This is a genomic window from Salinadaptatus halalkaliphilus (assembly GCF_006543045.1).
GTDB classification, from domain to species: domain Archaea; phylum Halobacteriota; class Halobacteria; order Halobacteriales; family Natrialbaceae; genus Salinadaptatus; species Salinadaptatus halalkaliphilus.
In genome coordinates, this window is record NZ_RBZW01000021.1 from 24,631 (window position 1) to 45,150 (window position 20,520).

General features: G+C 62.0%; 20 protein-coding genes. 13 read left to right on the plus strand and 7 right to left on the minus strand.

Annotation, left to right across the window (positions count from 1 at the left end):
* The first annotated feature begins 26 nt into the window (after window positions 1–26).
* Complete coding sequence (gene thrC / locus D8Y22_RS07435; RefSeq protein ID WP_141464081.1) at window positions 27–1,253, plus strand: threonine synthase; 1,227 nt, start codon at window positions 27–29, stop codon at window positions 1,251–1,253.
* Here thrC and D8Y22_RS07440 read toward each other — a convergent pair.
* Window positions 1,236–2,879 carry an N-acyl-D-amino-acid deacylase family protein gene (locus D8Y22_RS07440; RefSeq protein ID WP_141464082.1) on the minus strand — a complete coding sequence of 548 codons (1,644 nt, stop codon included), beginning with the start codon at window positions 2,877–2,879 and terminating at the stop codon, window positions 1,236–1,238. The two genes, thrC and D8Y22_RS07440, sit on opposite strands and share 18 nt — an antisense overlap.
* A 91-nt stretch (window positions 2,880–2,970) precedes the next feature.
* Here D8Y22_RS07440 and D8Y22_RS07445 point away from each other — a divergent pair, with 91 nt between their 5' ends.
* The 6 genes from D8Y22_RS07445 (at window position 2,971) to D8Y22_RS07470 (ending at window position 10,329) form a co-directional block, all read left to right on the plus strand.
* Window positions 2,971–4,209 (plus strand): Zn-dependent hydrolase, encoded by a 1,239-nt coding sequence (locus D8Y22_RS07445; RefSeq protein WP_141464083.1) that lies wholly within the window; start codon window positions 2,971–2,973, stop codon window positions 4,207–4,209.
* Window positions 4,210–4,483: 274 nt separating this feature from the next.
* Window positions 4,484–6,202, plus strand: a complete 1,719-nt coding sequence (locus D8Y22_RS07450; protein ID WP_141464084.1) for an ABC transporter substrate-binding protein — start codon at window positions 4,484–4,486, stop codon at window positions 6,200–6,202.
* Window positions 6,203–6,224: 22 nt separating this feature from the next.
* Window positions 6,225–7,214, plus strand: coding sequence for an ABC transporter permease (locus D8Y22_RS07455; protein WP_141464085.1), 990 nt, complete (start codon window positions 6,225–6,227; stop codon window positions 7,212–7,214).
* Between the two features lie 4 nt (window positions 7,215–7,218).
* A complete protein-coding gene (locus D8Y22_RS07460; RefSeq protein WP_141464086.1) occupies window positions 7,219–8,148 on the plus strand; it encodes an ABC transporter permease in 930 nt (309 codons plus the stop codon).
* Window positions 8,149–8,168: 20 nt separating this feature from the next.
* A complete protein-coding gene (locus tag D8Y22_RS07465; protein WP_141464087.1) occupies window positions 8,169–9,233 on the plus strand; it encodes an ABC transporter ATP-binding protein in 1,065 nt (354 codons plus the stop codon).
* 67 nt (window positions 9,234–9,300) lie between these two features.
* Window positions 9,301–10,329, plus strand: a complete 1,029-nt coding sequence (locus tag D8Y22_RS07470) for an ABC transporter ATP-binding protein (RefSeq protein ID WP_141464088.1) — start codon at window positions 9,301–9,303, stop codon at window positions 10,327–10,329.
* Window positions 10,330–10,612: 283 nt separating this feature from the next.
* Here D8Y22_RS07470 and D8Y22_RS07475 read toward each other — a convergent pair whose 3' ends face one another.
* A complete protein-coding gene (locus tag D8Y22_RS07475) occupies window positions 10,613–11,143 on the minus strand; it encodes a hypothetical protein (RefSeq protein WP_141464089.1) in 531 nt (176 codons plus the stop codon).
* Between the two features lie 278 nt (window positions 11,144–11,421).
* Here D8Y22_RS07475 and D8Y22_RS07480 point away from each other — a divergent pair, with 278 nt between their 5' ends.
* Window positions 11,422–12,141 carry a hypothetical protein gene (locus D8Y22_RS07480; protein ID WP_141464090.1) on the plus strand — a complete coding sequence of 240 codons (720 nt, stop codon included), beginning with the start codon at window positions 11,422–11,424 and terminating at the stop codon, window positions 12,139–12,141.
* A 77-nt stretch (window positions 12,142–12,218) separates the two neighbouring features.
* Here D8Y22_RS07480 and D8Y22_RS22825 read toward each other — a convergent pair whose 3' ends face one another.
* Complete coding sequence (locus D8Y22_RS22825) at window positions 12,219–12,488, minus strand: DUF7571 family protein (RefSeq protein ID WP_141464091.1); 270 nt, start codon at window positions 12,486–12,488, stop codon at window positions 12,219–12,221.
* 74 nt (window positions 12,489–12,562) lie between these two features.
* Window positions 12,563–13,960 (minus strand): hemolysin family protein, encoded by a 1,398-nt coding sequence (locus D8Y22_RS07490; RefSeq protein WP_141464092.1) that lies wholly within the window; start codon window positions 13,958–13,960, stop codon window positions 12,563–12,565.
* 102 nt (window positions 13,961–14,062) lie between these two features.
* Between D8Y22_RS07490 and D8Y22_RS07495 the strand changes: the two genes are divergently transcribed.
* Together D8Y22_RS07495 and D8Y22_RS07500 are read left to right on the plus strand one after the other, a co-directional pair.
* The gene (locus D8Y22_RS07495; RefSeq protein WP_141464093.1) at window positions 14,063–14,359 is read left to right on the plus strand and encodes a glutathione S-transferase N-terminal domain-containing protein; all 297 of its coding nucleotides are present in this window, start codon (window positions 14,063–14,065) and stop codon (window positions 14,357–14,359) included.
* Complete coding sequence (locus tag D8Y22_RS07500) at window positions 14,359–14,883, plus strand: redoxin domain-containing protein (protein WP_141464094.1); 525 nt, start codon at window positions 14,359–14,361, stop codon at window positions 14,881–14,883. Before D8Y22_RS07495 ends, D8Y22_RS07500 begins: the two co-directional genes overlap by 1 nt.
* 37 nt (window positions 14,884–14,920) lie before the next feature.
* Here the strand turns inward: D8Y22_RS07500 and D8Y22_RS07505 are convergent, their stop codons facing one another.
* From D8Y22_RS07505 to D8Y22_RS07515, 3 genes are all read right to left on the minus strand, one after another.
* Window positions 14,921–15,760, minus strand: coding sequence for a DUF6517 family protein (locus D8Y22_RS07505; RefSeq protein WP_141464095.1), 840 nt, complete (start codon window positions 15,758–15,760; stop codon window positions 14,921–14,923).
* Window positions 15,761–15,843: 83 nt separating this feature from the next.
* Window positions 15,844–17,232, minus strand: a complete 1,389-nt coding sequence (locus D8Y22_RS07510) for a S8 family peptidase (RefSeq protein ID WP_141464096.1) — start codon at window positions 17,230–17,232, stop codon at window positions 15,844–15,846.
* A 70-nt stretch (window positions 17,233–17,302) separates the two neighbouring features.
* Window positions 17,303–17,674: a DUF5518 domain-containing protein gene (locus tag D8Y22_RS07515; protein WP_141464097.1), complete on the minus strand. Its 372-nt coding sequence runs from the start codon at window positions 17,672–17,674 to the stop codon at window positions 17,303–17,305.
* Window positions 17,675–17,774: 100 nt separating this feature from the next.
* Between D8Y22_RS07515 and D8Y22_RS07520 the strand changes: the two genes are divergently transcribed.
* The 3 genes from D8Y22_RS07520 to D8Y22_RS07530 all read left to right on the plus strand — a co-directional run bounded on the left by D8Y22_RS07520 (window position 17,775) and on the right by D8Y22_RS07530 (window position 20,491).
* The gene (locus D8Y22_RS07520; protein ID WP_141464098.1) at window positions 17,775–18,848 is read left to right on the plus strand and encodes an NOG1 family protein; all 1,074 of its coding nucleotides are present in this window, start codon (window positions 17,775–17,777) and stop codon (window positions 18,846–18,848) included.
* Between the two features lie 24 nt (window positions 18,849–18,872).
* Window positions 18,873–19,220: a hypothetical protein gene (locus D8Y22_RS07525; RefSeq protein WP_141464099.1), complete on the plus strand. Its 348-nt coding sequence runs from the start codon at window positions 18,873–18,875 to the stop codon at window positions 19,218–19,220.
* Window positions 19,221–19,489: 269 nt separating this feature from the next.
* A complete protein-coding gene (locus tag D8Y22_RS07530) occupies window positions 19,490–20,491 on the plus strand; it encodes a hypothetical protein (RefSeq protein WP_141464100.1) in 1,002 nt (333 codons plus the stop codon).
* The last annotated feature ends 29 nt before the right edge of the window (window positions 20,492–20,520 follow it).

Here is a 20,520-nt window from a genome sequence, read left to right on the forward strand (position 1 = left end):
CCGGAACGGTACTATCCACGGGTACGATGGACCACGTACCTGCGTTACAGTGTACGCTCTGTGGGGAGACGTATGATCCCGAGCGGGAAATTTACACCTGCCCGAATCACGACGGCGTTTCGGGAATTCTCGAGGTGCAGTACGATTACGATGTCGTTCTCGATCGATTCGACGCCGACCTCGATGGCAGTATTCCGAGTCAGTGGAAGTACAAGCCGTTCCTGCCGGTATCGGCTGACGCGACGCCTGTGACGCTGGGTGAGGGAGGAACGGATCTATTGGCAGCAGAGACCTTGAGCGACCGACTGGGCGTCGAAACACTGGTCAAAGACGACGGCCGAAATCCGACCGGCGTTCTGAAGGATCGAGCGACGAGCGTCTCGGTGACGAAAGCGACCGAAGACGGCGTCGACGTTGTCACCTGTGCCTCGACCGGCAACGCTGCTGCGTCGCTTGCGGGGTACGCTGGGCGTGCGGACCTCGAGTGTCGGATCTTCGTTCCCGGCGACGCGCCCGAGGGAAAACTTGCACAGCCGTTGACCTACGGCGCCGATGTCCTCGCGGTCGAGGGCAGTTACGACGAAGCCTACGATCTCAGTATGGCGGTCACCGACGAGTTCGGCTGGTACAACCGGAACGCGGCGATCAATCCGTTTCAGGTCGAGGGGAAACGAACCGTCGGCCACGAACTCGCCGAACAGACCCGCGAGTCGGTTCCGGACTGGGTCGTCTTCTCGATGGGCGATGGCTGTACGATCTACGGTGGGTGGAAGGGGTTCAGGGAGTTCCACGAACTCGATCTGGTTTCGGAGACACCGAAGATGCTCGGCGTACAGGCAGACGGTGCCCGTGCGATCCACGATACCTTTCACGATCACGACGACGTTGACGACGTCGCGGACACGCTGGCCGACAGCATCGCCGTCGGTCGGCCGCGAAACACGCTCAAAGCCTGCAAAGCGCTCGAGCAAAGCGGCGGAACGTCCGTCGTCGTCAGCGACGAGCAAATACTCGAGGGGGAGCGATTGCTCGGTCACACCGAGGGAATCTACGCCGAGCCTGCGGGTGCGGCCCCGGTCGCGGGCGTCCGCAAGGCTCGCGCTGAGGGGATCATCGATCCGGACGAGACCGTTGTCATCGTCGTGACCGGCAACGGGCTCAAGGATACGAAAAGCGCGTTACGGGCGAGCGGGGATCCCGTCTCGATTCCGCCGGAGCTGTCGTCCGTCGTCGAGCTATTCCCCGACGGATAGGCCCTGGCGTCGCTCGGAAGCGGCCGGGCGACACTGCCTGCCCCACTCCTCGGTCGACCGCAGTACCCGTCCGGAACGTGACGCTGTCGACTCGCCGCCGTCGACGGCAACCGTTCCGTTGACGAGGACGTATTCGATGCCGTCGGCGAGTTGCATCGGTTCTTCGTAGGTACCACGTTCGCGGACCTGATCCAGATCGAACGCGACGAGATCGGCCTTGTACCCCGCCGCGATCCGACCTCGATCGGAGAGCCCCAGTATCGCAGCCGGCTGTCCTGCGGCCTTGTACACGGCGGTTTCGATCGGAAGCACCTCCCGCTCACGGACGTACCGCTCGAGTATGCGAGGAAACGCGCCGATAGCTCGCGGATGCGGTTTCCCGCCGAAAATGCCGTCGGTGCAGAACGTCCCGCGCGGGTCGGCCAGAAATCGCTCGATATCCTCCTCGGCCATGATGAAATCGACCATCGTCACGTCGAGTGCTTCCTCGAGGAGGAGATCGAACATCGCATCGATCGGTTCACAGTCGCGGTCGGCCGCGATCGCTGCGATCGTCCGGCCCTGGTTGCGTCCGCTCGCCGTCCGCGTGATCAGGATGTTTTCCCAGGTGCCGGCTGCGCGGGCGAGGTTCTCCCAGTCCCCGGGTGAGTCGATATCTGCCGCGATCTCAGTCCGAGTCTCATCGTCGCGGAGCCGCTCGAGCGTAGCGGCGGCGTCCCCGGTTCTGGCCCACGGCGGGAGCAGTGCCGATAGCATCGTCGATCCGGACGTGTAGGGGTACTGATCGAACGTCACGTGCTGACCGCGGTCGGCGGCGTCGTCGAAGAGGGCGAGGACGGCTTTGGAGGTCCCCCAGTTGTCCTCACCGCCGACTTTCAGGTGCGAGACGTGAGCGTGACAGCCACCCCGGTGACAGATATCGAGGTAGCGATCGATCGATTCGACGACCCGGTCGGTTTCGTTCCAGACGTGTGAGACCATGAGCGTCTTCCGCTCGGCGAGTGTCTCTGCAAGCGCCACCAGTTCGTCGTCGCGAGCGTAGGAGCTCGGGGGGTAGATCATGCCGGTAGAGAGGCCGAAGGCACCGTCGTCGATCGCCGTCGTTAGTTCTGCCCGGAGTGATTCTACCTCGTCCCGCTCGAGTGGCCGATCCTCGAAGCCGGCCAGCAGCGACCGCAAGTTGCCATGCGGGGCGTAGTACGCGCAGTTGACACCGGGCGAGGCGGCCTCGAGTTGCTCGAGGTACTCGTCGACGGTCGTCCACTGCCAGGGGTCCTCGATAGTTCCGTCGAGCGGTCGAATGCGGTTTTCCCACTCATCGGTCAGTTCCGAGGGGACGGGTGCCACGCTGACGCCGTCTTGACCGAGAACTTCGGTCGTTATCCCCTGTGATACGTTTTCGGCGGCAGTTGGTTTCTCGAACAGGCGGAGATCCGAGTGTGAGTGCATGTCGATAAAGCCCGGCGTGAGATACGCACCGTCGAGATCGATTTCGCGGGTCGCGCCTGTGGGAGTCTCGTCGACGCGACGGATCGTTTCTCCCTCGACGAGGACGTGTCCCGTCTGCGGGGTTCGACCCGTTCCGTCGACGATCGTTGCATTTTGAAACTCGATTCGGTCGTCCATGTCTCGTCTTTCGTCGTGTCGGTAAAAGATCCGCCTCCCTCCCATGGGAGGCTCCGCACTGAAACACCGAACTGACGAACCATCAGACCACATGACCGTAGCGATCGACGCCGATCGATTCAGACGCCGATTCGACGAATTCAACCAGATCGGGGCGACCGAACGGGGCGGCGTGAATCGTCCTGCACTCTCGGATGCGAACGAACGTGCACGCGACCAGCTCGTCGAATGGTTCGAGGAGGCGGGACTCACCGTTCGAATCGACGAGATGGGGAATCTGTTCGGTCGACGTGACGGAGCCGATCCCGATGCCGATCCGGTCCTGTTTGGTTCTCACGTCGACAGCCAGTACAACGGTGGTCAGTACGATGGCGTGATCGGCGTCCTCGGCGCACTGGAAGTAATCGAGACGCTCGAGGACGCCGATATCCGAACCGACCGCCCGCTCGAAGTCGTTTCCTGGAGCAACGAGGAAGGGGTTCGATTCCAGCCGGATATGCTCGGTAGCGGGGTCTACACGGACGTGTTCGATCTGGAGTACGCCTACGAACGAACGGACGACGACGATCTGAGCTTTCGAGAGGAACTCGAGCGGATCGGCTATCGCGGCGAGACGCCGTGTGAACACGACGATCTCCACAGTTACTACGAGATGCACGTCGAGCAGGGCCCCTATCTCCTCGAGAACGACTGTAGTGTCGGGGTCGTCGAGGGCGTCTACGGCTTTTCCTGGATGAACGTCGCGTTCGACGGCAAAGCAGATCACGCCGGACCGACGCCGATGCACCTCCGGAACGACGCACTCGTCGCGACCAGTGACGTGATTCAGGCGGTCCGTCGGCTAACGGCGGTCGGTGGCCCGGATCTGGTAGGGACGGTCGGCTCCGTCGAGGTTTCGCCGAACTCGATCAACGTGATTCCCGAACGAGTCGAGTGTACCGTCGACTTTCGCTCCTACGACAACGCCGTCGTCGACGAGGCGGTCGCCCAGATCGAACGCGAGATCGCGGCTGCAGCCGAACGCGAAGGGCTCGAGTACGAACTCGAGGAGATCATGCGCGTCGATGCCGACCCGTTCGACGACGACTGTCTCGAGCGAATCGAGGACGCGGCCCAGACGGTCGGTGCCGAGTATATGCGGATGACAAGCGGTGCGGGCCACGACGCGAATTATCTCAATACGATCTGTCCGACGGCGATGATTTTCGTTCCGAGCGAGGACGGGATTAGCCACACGGAAGACGAGTTCACCGAGTGGGACGATGTCGTCACGGGCACGAACGTCTTGCTCCACACGGTACTTGCAAGCGCTGGGGGTGATGGCCGATAGGACAAATCGGTGCCATCGCAGCAGGAGGATTTACTCGACTCCGTTAGCTCCGACACTATGACAACTTTCGTATCTATTAGTATAGCCATATCTAAATTTATGTAATCAAATTTTCTTGCCCCATCCCACTCAGTTTGAAGATACACGCATAATAGCGGCTAATCGAAAACAATCAACCACCTATTACACCTATTAATCTCTAGTCTCATCTGATTTGAGATGCGATTCTAGACGAAAGAGTTAACTATGTATGTTCTAACTACTATATTGTAATATGACAGAATCGAGGCGATCGATACTGAAGAAGATGGGTGCAACGGGCGTATCACTGGGGACGGTATCGATAGCAGGCTGTTTCGGCGGCGAACAAGAGACCGAGGAGTACGATCGACCGGTCGAGGAAGACCTGCCCGAAGAGCGCCGTATCGAGAGGACGTTCGAACACATGGCGTACACGGAGGAGTACAGTCCGAACCGATACGCGACGAACGAACTCGTGGTCGAAACCGTCGGCGACGTGCTCGGCATCGACTACGAGATGGATATCGGTGAGGCATCCGTGCTCGACGACCGCGAGGCCGAAGGCGACTTCGACTTCTTTACGTACACTTGGGAATCGGAGCAGGGCGGGGACCCGGACAACGTGATCACGTTTCGGTACCACAGCGACGGCCAGCGAAACTTCGGCGGGTACTCGAACGAGGAGTACGACGAAATCGCCGAGCAGTCCCGTCAGGAGTACGACGAGGATGCACGCCAAGAGCTCATCTACGAAGCACAGGAGCTCATCGGCGAACTCCGCTGGGAGAGCCAGTACCTCTACAACGAGGGCCTATACGGCTACAACACGGACGTCGTCGACGAGGATTCCGTCATCGTCGACGGTCGCCTGCGTGGAACCTGGGTTACCTGGACCGAGATCGAGCCGGGACCGGAAAACGACGACGGGATGGTTGCGACGAACAACTGGGACGCGACGAACCAGCTCAACCCGTTCGACCAGATGACCATCGGCCCGGCCCGAAACGTCACGCCGACGCTCCTCATGCACGATACCTTCATCCGGTACACCGAGGAGTACGAACAGGTCAACTGGATCGCCGAGGACATCGAGACCGTCGACGATACGACGATTGTCGTCGAAATCAGCGACGAGTTCGAGTTCCACGACGGCGAACCCCTCACGGTCGAGGATGTCCTCTGGACGTACGAGACGATCCTCGAGACCGAACCCGCCGCCTACCTCACGTCAGTTACCGACCCGCTCGAGTCGATCGAGCAAACCGGTGACAACGAAGTCACGTTCCACCTCGAAGAGCCCTACGTGCCGTTCACGACGCTCACGTTCTGGCAGACGCCGATCCTTCCCGCTCACTACTGGGAAGAAATCCTCGACGAGACTGACAACCACGACACGCCGTGGGAAGTGTCGTTCGGCGACGACAGACCAATCGTCGGTAGCGGTCCGTTCGAGTACGAAAGTTGGGATCAGGGCGAACAGTTTATCCAGACGGCCAACCACGACCACCCGATTGCGCCGCCGAACATCGAAACCCGCGTCCAGCGGCCACTAAGTTCCTCTGCAGCCGAACTCGAGGCGCTGGAACAGGGCGAGTACGGCTACCTCGACTACTGGTTCGGCAACAACGAGGAGTTAGCCGACCGAATTGAGGACGAACCTCACCTCGGTATGTCGGCCGAGCTCGACAACATGCGCGAGGCGACGTGGATGAACGTCGAGGAGCCACCGCTGGATGATGTTCCCTTCCGCCAGGCCTATCACGCCGTCGTAGCCGATCTTCAGCCGGTATTCGTCGAGGAGATCTACGATGGCTACGGCGAGACGGGTCACTCGCCGATTACCCCGATGATCGAGTTCTGGCACAATCCCGACGTTCCCGGCTTCGAGGGCGGTCCGGAGACCGCTATCGAGATCCTCGCCGATGCAGGCTACGTGTGGGACGAGGACGGGAACCTCTACGCACCCGAATAACGGCACCGATATCTCTATACCTATGCTAAACCGAAAATATCTGTTGCAACGGCTGGCGCTGATGGGGATTTCGCTCTTTATCGTCGTTACACTCTTGTTTTTCCTTTTTCGACAGATTCCAGGCGGACCGACCGCGATGATGGCTCCGGGTGCGCTCCCGGAAGACGTTCGACAACAGGTGATCGAAGAACACGGCCTCAACGAGCCGTTGTGGCGTCAGTACGTACTGTTCATGACCAACCTGGTCCAGGGGGATCTGGGTTACTCGTTTTACTACGGCCAGCCAGTCTCGTCGATGATCGCGAGTCGTGTCGTCAACACTCTCGCACTGATGATCAGCGCAATCCTGATCTCCTACACGCTGGGCATCTATCTCGGTGCACACCTGGGCTGGATCCGCGGCACTACCCTCGAGCGCGTCGAGATGGTCATCGTGCTGATCGCCCGTTCGACGCCGGTGTTTTTTATGGGCCTGTTCTTGCTGTACATCTTCTCGTTTCAGTTGGGGTGGTTCCCCGTCGGCGGGATGCGTAGCGTCGGCGCGTCAGCTGATGGCGCGTTTCAGACGTTTTTCTCGATCGATTTCTTCCACCACCTCGTCTTACCTGTCGTCTCGTTGTCGCTATTTTACACGGGGCTCCCACTGTTGTTGATGCGAAACAACATGCTCGAGGTCATCACCGAGGAGTACATCGAAACGGCACAGGCGAAGGGACTGTCCCGGCGACGAATCGTCTTCGTTCACGCGGCACGGAACGCGATTTTGCCCGTCGTCACCGCTTTCGCGGTTGCTATCGGGTTTTCGATCGGCGGACAGGTACTCATCGAGACGGTCTTTTCTTGGCCTGGCCTCGGTCGGGAGATGGTCGATTCGGCGACAAGAAACGACTATCCCATGGCCCAGGGGACGTTCCTGTTGCTTGCAACGCTCGTCATTACGATGAATTTCGTTGCGGATATCCTGTATACGTACCTGGATCCGCGGGTCAGCGTCGACGGTGAATCCGAGTGATACGATGAGTGATACAAACGCGACTGCAACCGAATCGACTACCGACGGCAGCAGGCGCCGACAGCGGCTTCGGCGACTCGGCGAAACGCTCGCCAGTCAGGCGAAAACCGTCTGGCGGTCGAAGATGGCTGTCTTCGGTATCTGTCTGATTCTGGCGTTTACGCTGATGGCGGTTACAGCGCCGTTTATCGCGCCCTACGAACCGAACGAACGTCAGTACGCAGACGACGGCTCCTGGAAGACGATGGAATCACCGTCGGCCGAGCATCCGCTTGGAACGACCGACGATGGCTACGACGTGCTCTCCCAGCTTATTTGGGGGTCACAGATTGCGATGTTCGTCGGCTATCTCGGGGCGTTCATGGTCGCCGTGATCGGGACTGGTGCGGGGGTGGTCGCCGGCTACTACGGCGGGCTGGTTGACGAGGGTGTCATGCGGTTCGTCGACATCCTCTACGGACTGCCGTTTATCCCCTTCGTCATCGTCATCGCGACGATCTTCGGCGCCAGTGTCTGGAACGTCATCTTCGGGATCGCGCTCTTGTACTGGCTGACGACTGCCAGAGTGGTTCGCTCCGAGGTCCTCTCGATCAAAGAGCGCCCGTACATCGAAGCTGCGAAGGCGGCCGGTGCATCCAACCTCCGGATCATGCGCGTTCACATCGTGCCGAACGTGCTCCCGCTATCGGCACTGTACGCCGCCATCGCGGTCGGCTACTCGATCACCGCACAGGCAAGTATCGCGTTCCTCGGATTTAGCGATCCAACGGTTCCCTCCTGGGGCGTCATGCTTCAACGAGTGTTCAATCAGCAAGGACTCGATGCCTGGTGGTGGTTCCTACCGCCGGGCATCTCGATCACGCTGGTCGTGCTCGGCGCGTATCTAGCGGGACGAGGATACGACGAGATCGTCAATCCGCAGTTACAGCAGTAGACCAACCCAATCGAAGACCTATGAGTACGATCGAATTCACGGACGATGCGCCGCTGCTTTCCGTAGACGGCGTGAGTATCGAGTACGAAACGAGAGATGGTGGCCGGTTACGGGCGATCGACGATCTGAGCTTCGAGATCGACACCGACGAAATTCTCGGCCTGATCGGGGAAAGCGGCTGTGGAAAGAGTACCGTCGCAAAGGCTGTGCTCGGTCTCTTGCCCCGAAACGGCTACGTCGTCGACGGCGAGATCCAGTTTCGCGGCGTCGATCTGACGACACTGGACACCACCGAGCTCAACCAAGTGCGGTGGCAACACGTCTCGCTGATCAGCCAGGGAGCGATGAACTCGCTCAACCCTGTTCATCGAATCTCCGATCAGATAATCGAGGCCATTCAGAACCACGACGATGTCTCGAACGAAGACGCTCGAGCGCGCGTCGCGGAGCTGTTCGAACTCGTCGGACTGGATCCCGATCGGATGGACGACTACCCCCATCAGTTCAGCGGTGGAATGCGACAACGGGCCTACATCGCGATGGCGCTGGTTCACGATCCGTCGCTGATCATCGCCGACGAACCGACGACGGCACTCGACGTGATCGTTCAAGATCAGATTCTGAAGCGGCTTAAGGAGTTACAAGACGAGTTCGACCTCTCGATCTTGCTCATCACACACGACATCAGCGTCGTCGCCGAAACGTGCGATCGGATGGGCGTGATGTACGCCGGCAAGCTGATGGAGTACGGCAATCTGCGGTCGATCTTCGACGCGCCGTACAACCCATACACGCTCGGGTTGAAAAACGCGTTCCCGTCGCTGACCGGCGACCAGCAGGATCTGATCAGCATTCCTGGTAGCCCGCCCGACCTCTCGGAGGTTCCCGCTGGCTGTCGGTTCGTCGAGCGCTGTCCGTTCGCAACCGAGACGTGTACCACGTCGCATCCGCCCCTCGAGAACGTGGGTGCGGATCACCACTCGGCGTGTTATCGCCACGAGGACATCGAACAGTTGCGCGAGCAAGCACAACTGCGAGAGAGTTGGCACCGAGACGGGAGCCAACCGACTATCGAACAGCACTAACATGTCTGAATCACATAATTTGGGTCCGGAATCACCGCCGCCGAGCGATCGAGAGTCCGCTCCCATCATGTCCTGTACCAAACTCGAGCAGTACTTTCCCGTCGAGCAAGGACTCGTCGACACGCTCACCGGGGCCGAACGGGAGTACGTCAAAGCCGTCGATGGCGTCGATCTCGAGATCGAAACGGGCGAAATCGTCGGTCTCGCCGGCGAGTCAGGCTGTGGCAAGACCACGTTCGGCAAGACGCTCATCCGGCTTCTCGATCCGACCGGCGGCTCGATTCGATTCAACGGTAACGACGTAACGACCATCTCCGGCAGCGAACTGCAGGAGTTTCGCCGGAACGTCCAGATCATCTTTCAGGATCCGTTCGAGAGCCTCAACCCTCGACTCACGATACGCGACGCCGTGCGGGAGCCACTGGACATCCATGGAATCGGCGATCGGGAGCAACGCCGTGCACGGGTCATCGAGGCGCTCGAGCGAGCGGAGTTACGACCCGCGACCGAGTTTCTCGATCGGTATCCACACCAGTTGAGCGGCGGACAGAAACAACGCGTCGCGATCGCTCGAGCGCTGGTGCTCGAACCGGAGTTCATCCTGGCCGACGAACCCGTTTCGATGCTCGACGTGAGCATTCGTGCCGGCGTGTTGAACCTTCTCGAACGGCTCAACGAGGAACTGGGGATCACGATGCTGTTCATCAGCCACGACCTCTCGCTGTTGCGACAGGTATGCGATCGGATCGGGATCATGTACCTCGGGCGGGTCGTCGAACTCGGCGATACCGAATCGGTCATCCAGGAACCGACACATCCCTACGCCAGGGCGTTGCTCTCGGCTGCGCCCGAACCCGACCCGTTCGCTGATCGGGATCACACGGAGTTACAGGGATCGATTCCAGATCCGATTGACCTCCCGACTGGCTGTCGGTTCAAAGATCGCTGTCCCGAACGGGAGGCCATCTGCGACCACGTCGACCCACCGTTGCTCGAGGTCGAGTCCGACAAGAGCGTCGCGTGTCATCCGTACTATGACACCGCTGATCGAGAGCGGCTCGAACAGCAGTTCGACGATGCGGACAGCGATACGTAGGCGGCGAGCAATCTACCTCAGAACTTATAAGAGAGGTACAGTGCGATCCCCGAATGGATCCCAATAGCAAACAGTATCCACGATTCCGCGAAACGGCCGCCGGCCAGTAACGCGACTGCAAGCACGTACGGGCCAACGATGACGGCCGAAACCAGCCACTCCCACTGGCGACGCGAGACGCCCAGCCACCGTCGCAGCTGTTCCCGAATGGGTACTCGACCGGACTCGGGATCGAGAGTCGAACCGGGTGAGTGTGGTCGTGTCGTCGATTCAGGTCGATCTGTCATCGAAGATATGCCTGTAAGATCCGCAGGTTCTGATCGACGTCGTCGATCGTGTCGTTGTGTGTCTCCAGCGCTGCAATAGCGCCTTCGAGATGTGCGTGACTGTCGAGCAGTACCGCCTGGTCACCGTCTCGCTCGAGGCGATCGACGTTCGTTTCGACTGCATCGACCAGAGCCGCCATCTCCTCGCGAAATTGACGTATCGTGTCGTTGTGCTGGCGGAGCTTCTCGATTGATCGGTCGCGATGACGGACGGCCTGTGCCGTCGAGAGGTGTGCCGTCCCATCTTCAAGGCACGCGAGGCTCCGTCGCTCGGCTGCAAGCGCCTCTTCGAGACGGTTCAGACACGCCTGCTGCGTCTTAAGTACCTCTCGAGTTTCCGAAAACTGATCGGCGTCGGACTCGAGTTCCCTGGCGAACGTCGTTTGGCGTTTGTCGTCCAGTTCGGTAAGCCGCTCGACGAGGTCGAGGATCGATTGGACGGATAGCGACTCGTCAGCGCCATCAACGGTACGATCGTTCGTGGTCATGAACTAATTAACAATTCTGATACAAAGTCGCCAAAGTCAAACGGATGGACTACATTATACTCCATTTCACTAAACATTCATTCACTGAATTTGCTTTAATGTTTTGGTACCTGCTTCGTTCGACTGCTCCATCCTGCCAGGATCGGGCTGGCAGTCCACGCCTCAGACGAGGACTCGACTCTCGAGCTTTCATCGGTTCTGTCTTGCTGTACTCGGTTTCCCTCGAACAAGCCGCTGAACATCGAACGGTCTTTACCCGATCGGTCGTGAGTCCCGGTATGGAAGACGTCGTCGATGCGGACGACATCGAGGCGATCCAGTGGCGACACGACGCCTCGACGTCGACGTTTGTGCGATGGGGATGGGCCTTGGGCGTCGGCACCTTCTTCGCCGCGATCTCGATCGTCGTCTGGTGGCGGCTGTACGATCTGGCCAGCCAGACCGGCGTCGAAACGGTCGTGTTTGCGCTCACCGCGGCGGCCGTCGTGACCATCCTCGCACTCGCTATCGGCGACACGAACCGACACCTCCGAACGCTCGCCGGCTGGCTCTCGCTCGAGCCCACGGATCGAACCCTCGAGCGCGCGATGGACGCCACACTCGGCACGGTCGCCATGGCACTGGTTATCGGCTCGTTCATGGTCGCGGGTCGGCTCGTCGTCGAACTCGATGTCCTCGAGAACGTCGGTCCCGGTCCCTTCACCGGCGTGGCGGCGTTGACGCTGCCGGTCGCGCTGGTCGTCCTCGTGCTCGCGTCGTTTTTCAGCTCGCGGGGCGCGCTCGATCGGACGAACGACACGCTCTATCTCGGCGATCCCGACCACGCTATCGACCTCGAGTTGATTCAGGCTGTCTCCGTGCGCCGGATCGGCGACGCGGCCGTCGTCGGGCTCACCTACGCCCAGCCCGACAACCAGTACGTCGCCGGCCCGCGACGGATCGTCGTTCCCCCGGACGTCGCGAGCGAAATCGAACGAACCGTCAACTCGAGGCCGTAATCGACCTCGACCGGCTCGAGGTCGGGACCCACTCCGTGTCGTCGGCAGGTGTCGGCGTTCGCTCTCGAGGGTCGTCTTCAGGAGGACAGCGAGGTGCAATTCCAGCCGGGATCGTGCCCAGTGCGATCGATACGATCAGAACGACACGCTGGACAATAGTCGGGGGTGACGGATTCGCTTTGCGGGACGTACACCGCGCCGCCACACTCCACGCAGGCATCTGCAACGATCGTCACGCAGTCCGTGCAGATGTTGAAGTCGTCAACTGTGAGGTCGCGAAGGGGCTCGAGTTGTTTATCCAAATTGTACTCGTCGATGACCGACTGACAGTTGTGGCACGGTTTCATAGCGGTGCATATAGGTCCATGTGAACACACCCCTAAATATCTACCTTCGGAACTGATCGTTACAGCAACCCGTCTCAGCCGTTGGTTTCCTCACCGGTGGCGTCGTTCTTATCGTCCTCGTTTTGCTCAGGCGCTTGCTCCTCGAGTTTTCGCAGTCGGGCTTTTAGAATTCGCGTGTTCTCGACGCTCTCGACCGTGATGCGGACGCCATCGTAGGTGATCTCTTCGCCTTCCTCGACCAGCCGGCCAGCACGATTGAAGATGAAGCCGGCGATGGTCTCGAACTCCTCGCCTTCGGGGAGATCGATCTCGAGGGCTTCGTTGACGTCCTCGATGTTGACCTCGCCTCGGACGAGGACGGTCTGCTTGTCGAGGAACTCGATCGGCTCTTCCTCGCCGGATTTGAGGATCTCGCCGACGATCTCCTCGATCATGTCCTCGACCGTAACGAGGCCCTCGGTGGTGCCGAACTCGTCGATGACGATGGCCATATGCATCCGGTTTTCCCGCATCTCGGTCAGCAGTTCGTCGATATTCTTCGACTCTGGAACGTGCAGCGTCGGCTGAATGAGATCGTCCAACTCGAGTTCGTCGTTGTCGGTCTCGCCGTAGTTCAGGTCACGCACGAGGTCACGAATGTGGACGACGCCCTGCACGTTGTCGAGACTGCCCTCGTAGACCGGAACCCGTGCGTGGCCGCTCTGGATGCAGGTCTGGATGGCCTCGTCGATGTCGGCGTCTTTCGGGACGGCGGTCATGTCTAGGCGAGGCGTCATCACCTCCTTGACGATGGTGTTGTTAAAGCGGAAGATACGGGTGAGCATCTCGTGTTCTTCCTCCTCTAAGACGCCCTCGCGCTCGCCGGATTCGATCATCTCCTGGATCTCGTCGCGCGTGACATAGGGCGATTCGATCGCGCCCGTCGACCCCGTCAGGCGGTTGACCTGCCGCGTGAGATAATCGAAGAGGATGATGAGCGGATAGAGTAGGTACTCGGTGGCCTTCAGGGGCTTCGAAATACGAACGGCCCACGACTCGGTGTTTTCGACCGCGTAGGACTTTGGAACGCTCTCGCCGAACAATAGGACGAGGGCGGTGATCCCGAACGTCGCCAGCAGTACGCCGACGAGTCCGCCGAAGTGCAGCGAGAGGACGGCCGTCGCGATCGAGGACATCGCGATGTTGACGATGTTGTTCCCGACGAGGATCGTCACGAGCAGCCGGTGTGGGTCGTCCTTGAGGGTTTTCACCAGTTCCGCGCCGTCGATCCCGTCCTCGACCATTCCCTCGAGGCGATGCTTCGGGAGGTTGAACATCGCGATCTCGGATGACGAGAAAAATCCGGAGAGAGCGATAAGTATCGCGACCGTAAAGACGCCGAGAATCGTAACCGTCGACTCCTCGATCTCGAGGCCGACTACCGGGACCTCGTAGGCGGCGAGCACGAGTTCGACGGGCAACGAGAACGTCATCGATGGTGGGGATTACGGCTGGATCGGTTAACCGTTTACCATTTACCGGTGGCTGGCGCCGGCGACGACACGTTTACCCGCCCGTTTCCCGTACAGACGGGTATGGGTGAGTCGACCGATCCGCCGATCACGTTCTACCGGCTGCAGGCGTGTCCGTACTGCGAACGCGTTACTCACACACTGAACGACCTCGATCTCGAGTACCGGTCGCGGTTCGTCGAGCCGTTGCACTCGAAACGCGACATCGTCAAGCGCGTCGCGGGCGTTCGAACCGTCCCCGTCATCGTCGACGACAACACCGGCGTGACGATGGCCGAGAGCGCAAACGTCGTCGACTACCTCGAGTCGACCTACGGCGACGGAGCGACGAGCGAGGCCGACGCTGGGGGTGCGGACTAATGCCCGAGTTCGACGTCGTCGAGCTGCCAGCGGCGACGCCGCCCGCGACCGGCGAGGAGGCGCCCGATTTCACGCGACCGCTCGTCACCGACGAGTTCTGGGAGGACCGATCCCTGTCGTCGCTGCTCGCGGAAAGCGAGGGGCGGACGATTCTCGTCTTTACGCCGATGATCGGTTCGTTCCCCGGAACCTACGTCTGGGAGGAACTCGCCGAGCGCAACTGGGACGAGGGCGTCGATCGGGTCGTCGGTATCACGGCTGCGACGCCGTATGCCGTCTCGTCGTTTCTCGACGGGACCGGCGTCCCGTTTTCGATCTTCGCGGATCCCGCGAACGACGTCGCCGACCGTTACGGCGTCGCCCACGACCTCGACGGCATGACGGGGATCAGCGAACCGCGACCCGCGTTCGTCGTCCTCGAGGCCGACGGCACCGTCGCCGCCAGTTGGGTCGCAAGCGAGTGGCCGGAGTTTCCCGAGTACGACGAGTTAGAAACGCAGCTGGGTCTCGAGACACCCTCGTAATCGAAAACAGGTCCTCGGCCGCCGAGAAAACGGGTCGTTAGACGTCGAGCAGCCCCTCGTCGTCATCGTCTCCCGATTCGTCTCCATCCCCGTCGTCCCCCAGCTCGTCGCTGTCGTCGTCGGTCGCACCGTCATCGCCGTCGGAGACATCGTCGTGGCCATCAGAACCGTCGTCCGTCGAATCGTCATTGCCTGTTCCGTCGCCATCGTCCGGTGGTTCGCCGTTAGTCGCGGCCTCGAGGTCGTCGACAATGCCATCGAACAGCGTGTCGACGTTGTCTTGCTCGAGGAGTGCGACCTGATCGGGATAGACGGCAATCGCGACCAGCAGGTCCTCGCCGCTCTCGACGGCCTCGGTGATCTGCAGCGTGACGTCGACGGCGACCCCGTCGAACTGAGCGTCGGCGTCGAACGTCGAGGAAACGGTCTCTTGCTCGAGAATCGTCACCTCGTCGTCGCGCTGATGGGCGATGTTGCTGATGTCGTCGTAGTTGTCCTCGACGAGCTCGACGAGCTCCTGTGAACCCATCTCACCGACGGGATTGAAGTCTCGCCCGAGGATGCTGACCTGGGGCGTGGTCAGGAGCATGAAGACGGCACCGCGTTGCCTGCCGAGTAGCCCCATATCGACCGCCTTGTCGTATTCGGTCAGCCGGTTGGCGACGGAAACGCGTTCCTCGGTGACGAGCATTCCGACCGGCTCCTCGACGACGAGTTCCTCGACGCCGGTTAGCTCGTATCCCGTTTCCTCGCGTGTCGCCTGCGTGACGCCGGCCGGGCCGGCGTGGTGCTCGTCCAGGCCAACGACGCCCAGACAACCTGCGAGACTCGAGAGTCCGATCGTGCCAGCACCGGCGAGGACGGTTCGTCGGTTCATCTCACCACAAATCCAAACCCGATTTATTTTAGTTTATTGGCTTTGCCTGATTTTTTAGTTTAACTTGACATATTTTCGGCGCGCTACCCGAACAGCCACTCGAGTAGTTGCGCGATGGCGGTTCGGACACGGGACCAAAGCGACGCCGAGCCGTCGGTGGATGCGCCGGAGTCGCTGGCATCGTCTCGAGCCCCGTCGCTGTCGCGCTCGGTGGCGGACTCGATCGCTGCCGTCGCGTCGACGAGCCCGTGACCGTCCCAGCAGGCGTCGGTCATCGACTCCGCGCTGTCCTCGAGGATAGCGCGCACGTCGGCCCCCGGACCAGGGCCGTCGGCGTCGTACTGTGCCCAGACCAGCCCTGCGACGCCGGCAACGTGGGGACAGGCCATACTCGTCCCGCTCCGTGTGGCGTAGTCGTTGCCGATGTCGGTCGAGGAAATACTCGAGCCGGGCGCGACCAGACCGACCGCCTCGCCGACGCTGCTGTAGGCGGCGAGCGAGTCGTCGTCGTCCGTCGCGGCGACGGCAAGGACGTCGTCGTGAGTTGCGGGATAGGTGACATTGTCCGCGCCACAGCTCTCGCCGCCCGAGTTCCCCTCGTTGCCGGCCGCACCGATCACGAGGTGGCCCGCCGCGGCGGCCGCCTCGATAGCCGTGTCCATCGCGTCCGTGCTCTCGGTCCCGCCGACGCTCAGCGAGGCGATCTCGATGTCGTTCGAGAGACACCAGTCGATCCCCGCCGCCAGCCAGCTGTGGTAGCCCTGGCCGTCGTCGTCGAGCACCTTCACCGCGTAACAGTTCGCTTCCGGGGCGACGCCCACGACGCCGATGTCGTTCTCGAGTGCCCCCGCGATGCCGGCACAGTGAGTCCCGTGGCCGTGTCGGTCCTCGTAATCGCCCGGCATGCCGGTAGCGTTGTAGCCGCCGGCGACCTCGAGGTCGCAGTGGGCCGTCTCGATCCCGGTATCGAGGATGGCAATGTCGACGCTGTCGCCGGTTTCTTCGACTTCGTCGGCCCCGATTCGCTCCCATCCCCACGACGGCCGCTCGGGCGGATGGACGGTACAGTCGCCGCCCCCGCCGCCGATGAGACCGTCGTCGCCGACGAGCCCGTCGTCGATCGGTCCGGTCACGTCGTCGATCAGGTCGATGCGACGATGGTGGTGGCCGCCGCCAGCGCCAGTCTGGAGGTCGACTCGCGGGTCGTCCTCGACGAGTGCGATTCGCGAGTCGGCCTCGAGTTCGTCGCGAACGCTTGCAGGAACGGTCGCGGCGAGGAAATCGAAGTTGTCGTACTCGAGGCGGACGCCCCCCTCGAGGGCCTCGAGGCCGGCAATTGCCTCAGTGAGCGGGCCGTCGGGGTGAATGAGTACCCGCTCGTCGTCACCGAGGGCACTCGCGGGCTGGCTGCCGACCACCGCCGTGACGCCCACAGCAGTGGCTTGCAGCGCCTGGCGACGGGTGAGTCCCATAGCTATCGAAGCCCTGTTCGTTCACACTAAATCTCTTGTGGTCGAGAGTGTCAGGCGCTGAACACGGTATTTAGGGATACAAGAGGCCACCGAGTGCCCCGGCCAGCGCGCTCTCTATCGCTAGCACGAACGAGACGAGGACGGCAACGCCGAAGATACCGATGCCGGCGACGCCGGTGACGAGCCCGCCGGCCGGTCCGCCCGCCCAGCCCGCGAGGCCGACGACGACCGCGATGAGGAACCCGGCGACGATGCCGCCGAGCGCTCCCGAGAGCAGTCCGTGCCAGGCGCCGCGGCCGAGTCCGCCGCCTGCGAGGTAGCCGGCGACGAAGCCGCCGATCAACCCCGCCGTGAGCTGGCCGAGAACCGGCACCGAGAGGCCGATCAGCCCGAGAATCGTCGTCACGAGAAAGCCAATTAGGACGGCACGCCAGTCGGTCATACCTGCAGCAGGACTCGAGCGACCGTATGCGTTTGGGAGGCAGTGACCGCCACGGCGCGTAACGAACGAGCTTTTACCACCGCGCGTTCTAGCTAGCGCTATGATTTTCGAAGACCTTCCGACGACGCCCACGTCGGAAGAGCTGATCGACAAGGCGTTTTCGCGGGCGGCACGGGCCGGCAGGGCCAAGGGCGGCCTCGAGGCCCAGCAGTCGATGCTCCAGACCGCGGCGAACATCATCTCGGACAATCTGGAGAACGTCGTGACGGCGTGGCCGGACTTCGAGTACGACGCCCATCCGTTCTACTACGAACTCGCCGACGCCGTCCTCGAGTCGACTGCTCGACCCGGCGACGAGGCCGCGGGCGTCGACGACCTTCGCCAGAGCCTCTCGGAGGTGATGTGGGCCAGCCGGAAGGCTCGCGAGATTCACGAGGAGTACCAGCCGCGCCTGCGCAAGACCGACGCCGACACCGCTCGCAAGCACCGTAAACAGGCCTTCGCCCGACTGGCCGATATCGTCGAACAGGTCGACGACGATCTCCTGTTCATCAACGAGGCGCGCAACGACCTGCGGGATCTGCCCGAGATCGATCCCGAGACGCCGACGATTGTCGTCGCCGGCTATCCAAACGTCGGCAAGTCGTCGTTCGTCAACGACGTAACCAACGCCCGCGGCGAGACGGCGTCGTATCCGTTCACGACGAAAGGCATCGGCGTCGGCCACTTCGAGGGGGCGGCGACAGCCGCCGGATCCGAGCGGTCCGATCGGTCCGCGTTGAACGGTCACATCCGCCACCAGATCGTCGACACGCCGGGGCTGCTCGATCGCCCTCCCCAGGAACGAAACGAGATCGAATCCCAGGCTGTCAGCGCCGTCGAACACCTCGCGGACTGCATGCTCGTGATGGTCGACCCGAGCGGCGAGTGTGGCTACCCCCTCGAGTCTCAACTCGAGCTCCGGGACTCGATCACCGCCCAGTTCGAGGACGTGCCGGTCCTGACCGTCGCGAACAAGGTCGATCGCGAAGACGTCTGGGACGACAGCCTTCGCGAGGAGCTTGCGGCCGATTACCGGATGAGCGTCGAAACCGGCGAGAACGTCGACACCGTCCTCGAGGCCGCTGTCGACGCGATCGACCACGAACCGACCCTGCCGTTCGAGGAGTCCTAACGCCGTGACGATCGATCCGTGACGATGAAGGGGCCAGGACTGCTCTGGATGTTCCAGACCGCCGCGGGGCTTTCGATGGCCGGGCCGATGTTCGTCATCGGATTCGACCTCTTCCGGTCGGGAGAGACGGCAATTGGCGTCGGATTCTTCGCTATCGGTGCGGTTGCGCTCTACCTGCCGACGTACTTGATCCAGCGGATCGGCGGACCACGAACCTGGATTCGCCGTCGGCTGGGCCGTTCCGGAGGCGAATCGTCGACCGACGCCAGTGCTCCCTCCAGCGGCGGTTCGAACGCCGACTTCGAGGGGGAGTCGGCGTCCAGGGCCAATTCGAACGGCGCTGGACTCCTCGAGCGGCTTCGTCGTCGCTAACCGTGGTGACCTGGACCGCCGTCCGTCAGCTCTGGCGAAAAATCGCGACCCGGCTGCGGGTGTGCCGGGACTCGTATGGCGGTCCGTACGAGACGGATATGCCAACCCAGTGCAGGGAGGTGGCTGAGGGCGATCGTCCCGCAGTTCCGCGGTTGTGCCGACCGGACACAGATATCACGCGTGTCCTCGAGTCCGTTTCGGGAACCGTCGAACCGATACCGTCGAGTCGAATCGGAACGTTCTCGGTGACACTCTCGTGAGCGAGTCGTGTGTACGGTCCGATCCAGTTCGCGGGCTATCTCGCATTGGTCCTGACACCCGTGGTCCTGCTCGGCAGCGCCCTCCTCAGCCTGCCCGAGCCATCGCTGGACACGGCCGTCGTCCGAACGACGATCGGGCTGCAGGCCGTACTCGTACTCGCCGCCGCAGTTGCGGTCGTCCGCGAGCGCAAGCGGGTTGTCGACGGCTGGCACGTCGACGGGCCGACTGCCGGCTCCGTCGCCCTCACACTCGGATTCGACGAGGGGGACGCAGTCGACGCACTCGCAGTCGCGGCCGGCGGCGTCGTCACCTACGCGATCAGCGTCGCCGCGGGCCTCGGACCCGTCCTGGCCTCGGCACTCGTCGGCCTCGCCGTCGGCCTGGTCGCCCCGCGAGTCGCCGTCCCCGCCTACTGCGGTTCGTTCGTCGGGATGGCCTCGCCGGCCGTGTTCTCGCTCGAGGGCGTCGCCCTGGCCGGGACGGTTGCCGGGCTCGGCTTCGTCGCGACGGCGGAATCGTTCGACGGCGTCGGCGGCAAGCTCGGGACGATCGCGCTCTGTGGCTGTCTCGGCGCGGTCGCGCTCACCGGCCTCGAGTACGGCTCGCCGAGCCCGCCAGCGTGGGAACTGGTCGGCGTTGTCGTCCCGGTCGCGGTCGCGGGGGCGGTCGCGACGGTGTTTTTGAGTCTGCGCCTCGAGTTGGGTGCCGTCGTCGGCTCCGGGCTGGTTGGCGTTCTCGCGGGGGTTGGCTTTCCCCTCCTCTTGCCCGGAGTCGGGGAGACGCTTGCGGCAGTCGCGTTCTGTGCCTCGTTCGTCGGGATGTCGAGTGCGAAGCGTCTGTCAGTGGGCCACGTCGCCGTTGCCGGCGGCGTGAGTGGGCTGGTCTATCTCGCCGTGACGCCGGCGGTGACCGGGGCCGGCGGGAAACTCGGAACGATCGCGTTCGTCTCCTGTATCGCCGTAATCGGCGCGCTGGCGTGTTACAAGGGGACGATCGAACGACTCCGGTGATGTCTCGCGGACGATCCGATGGCGTCGGT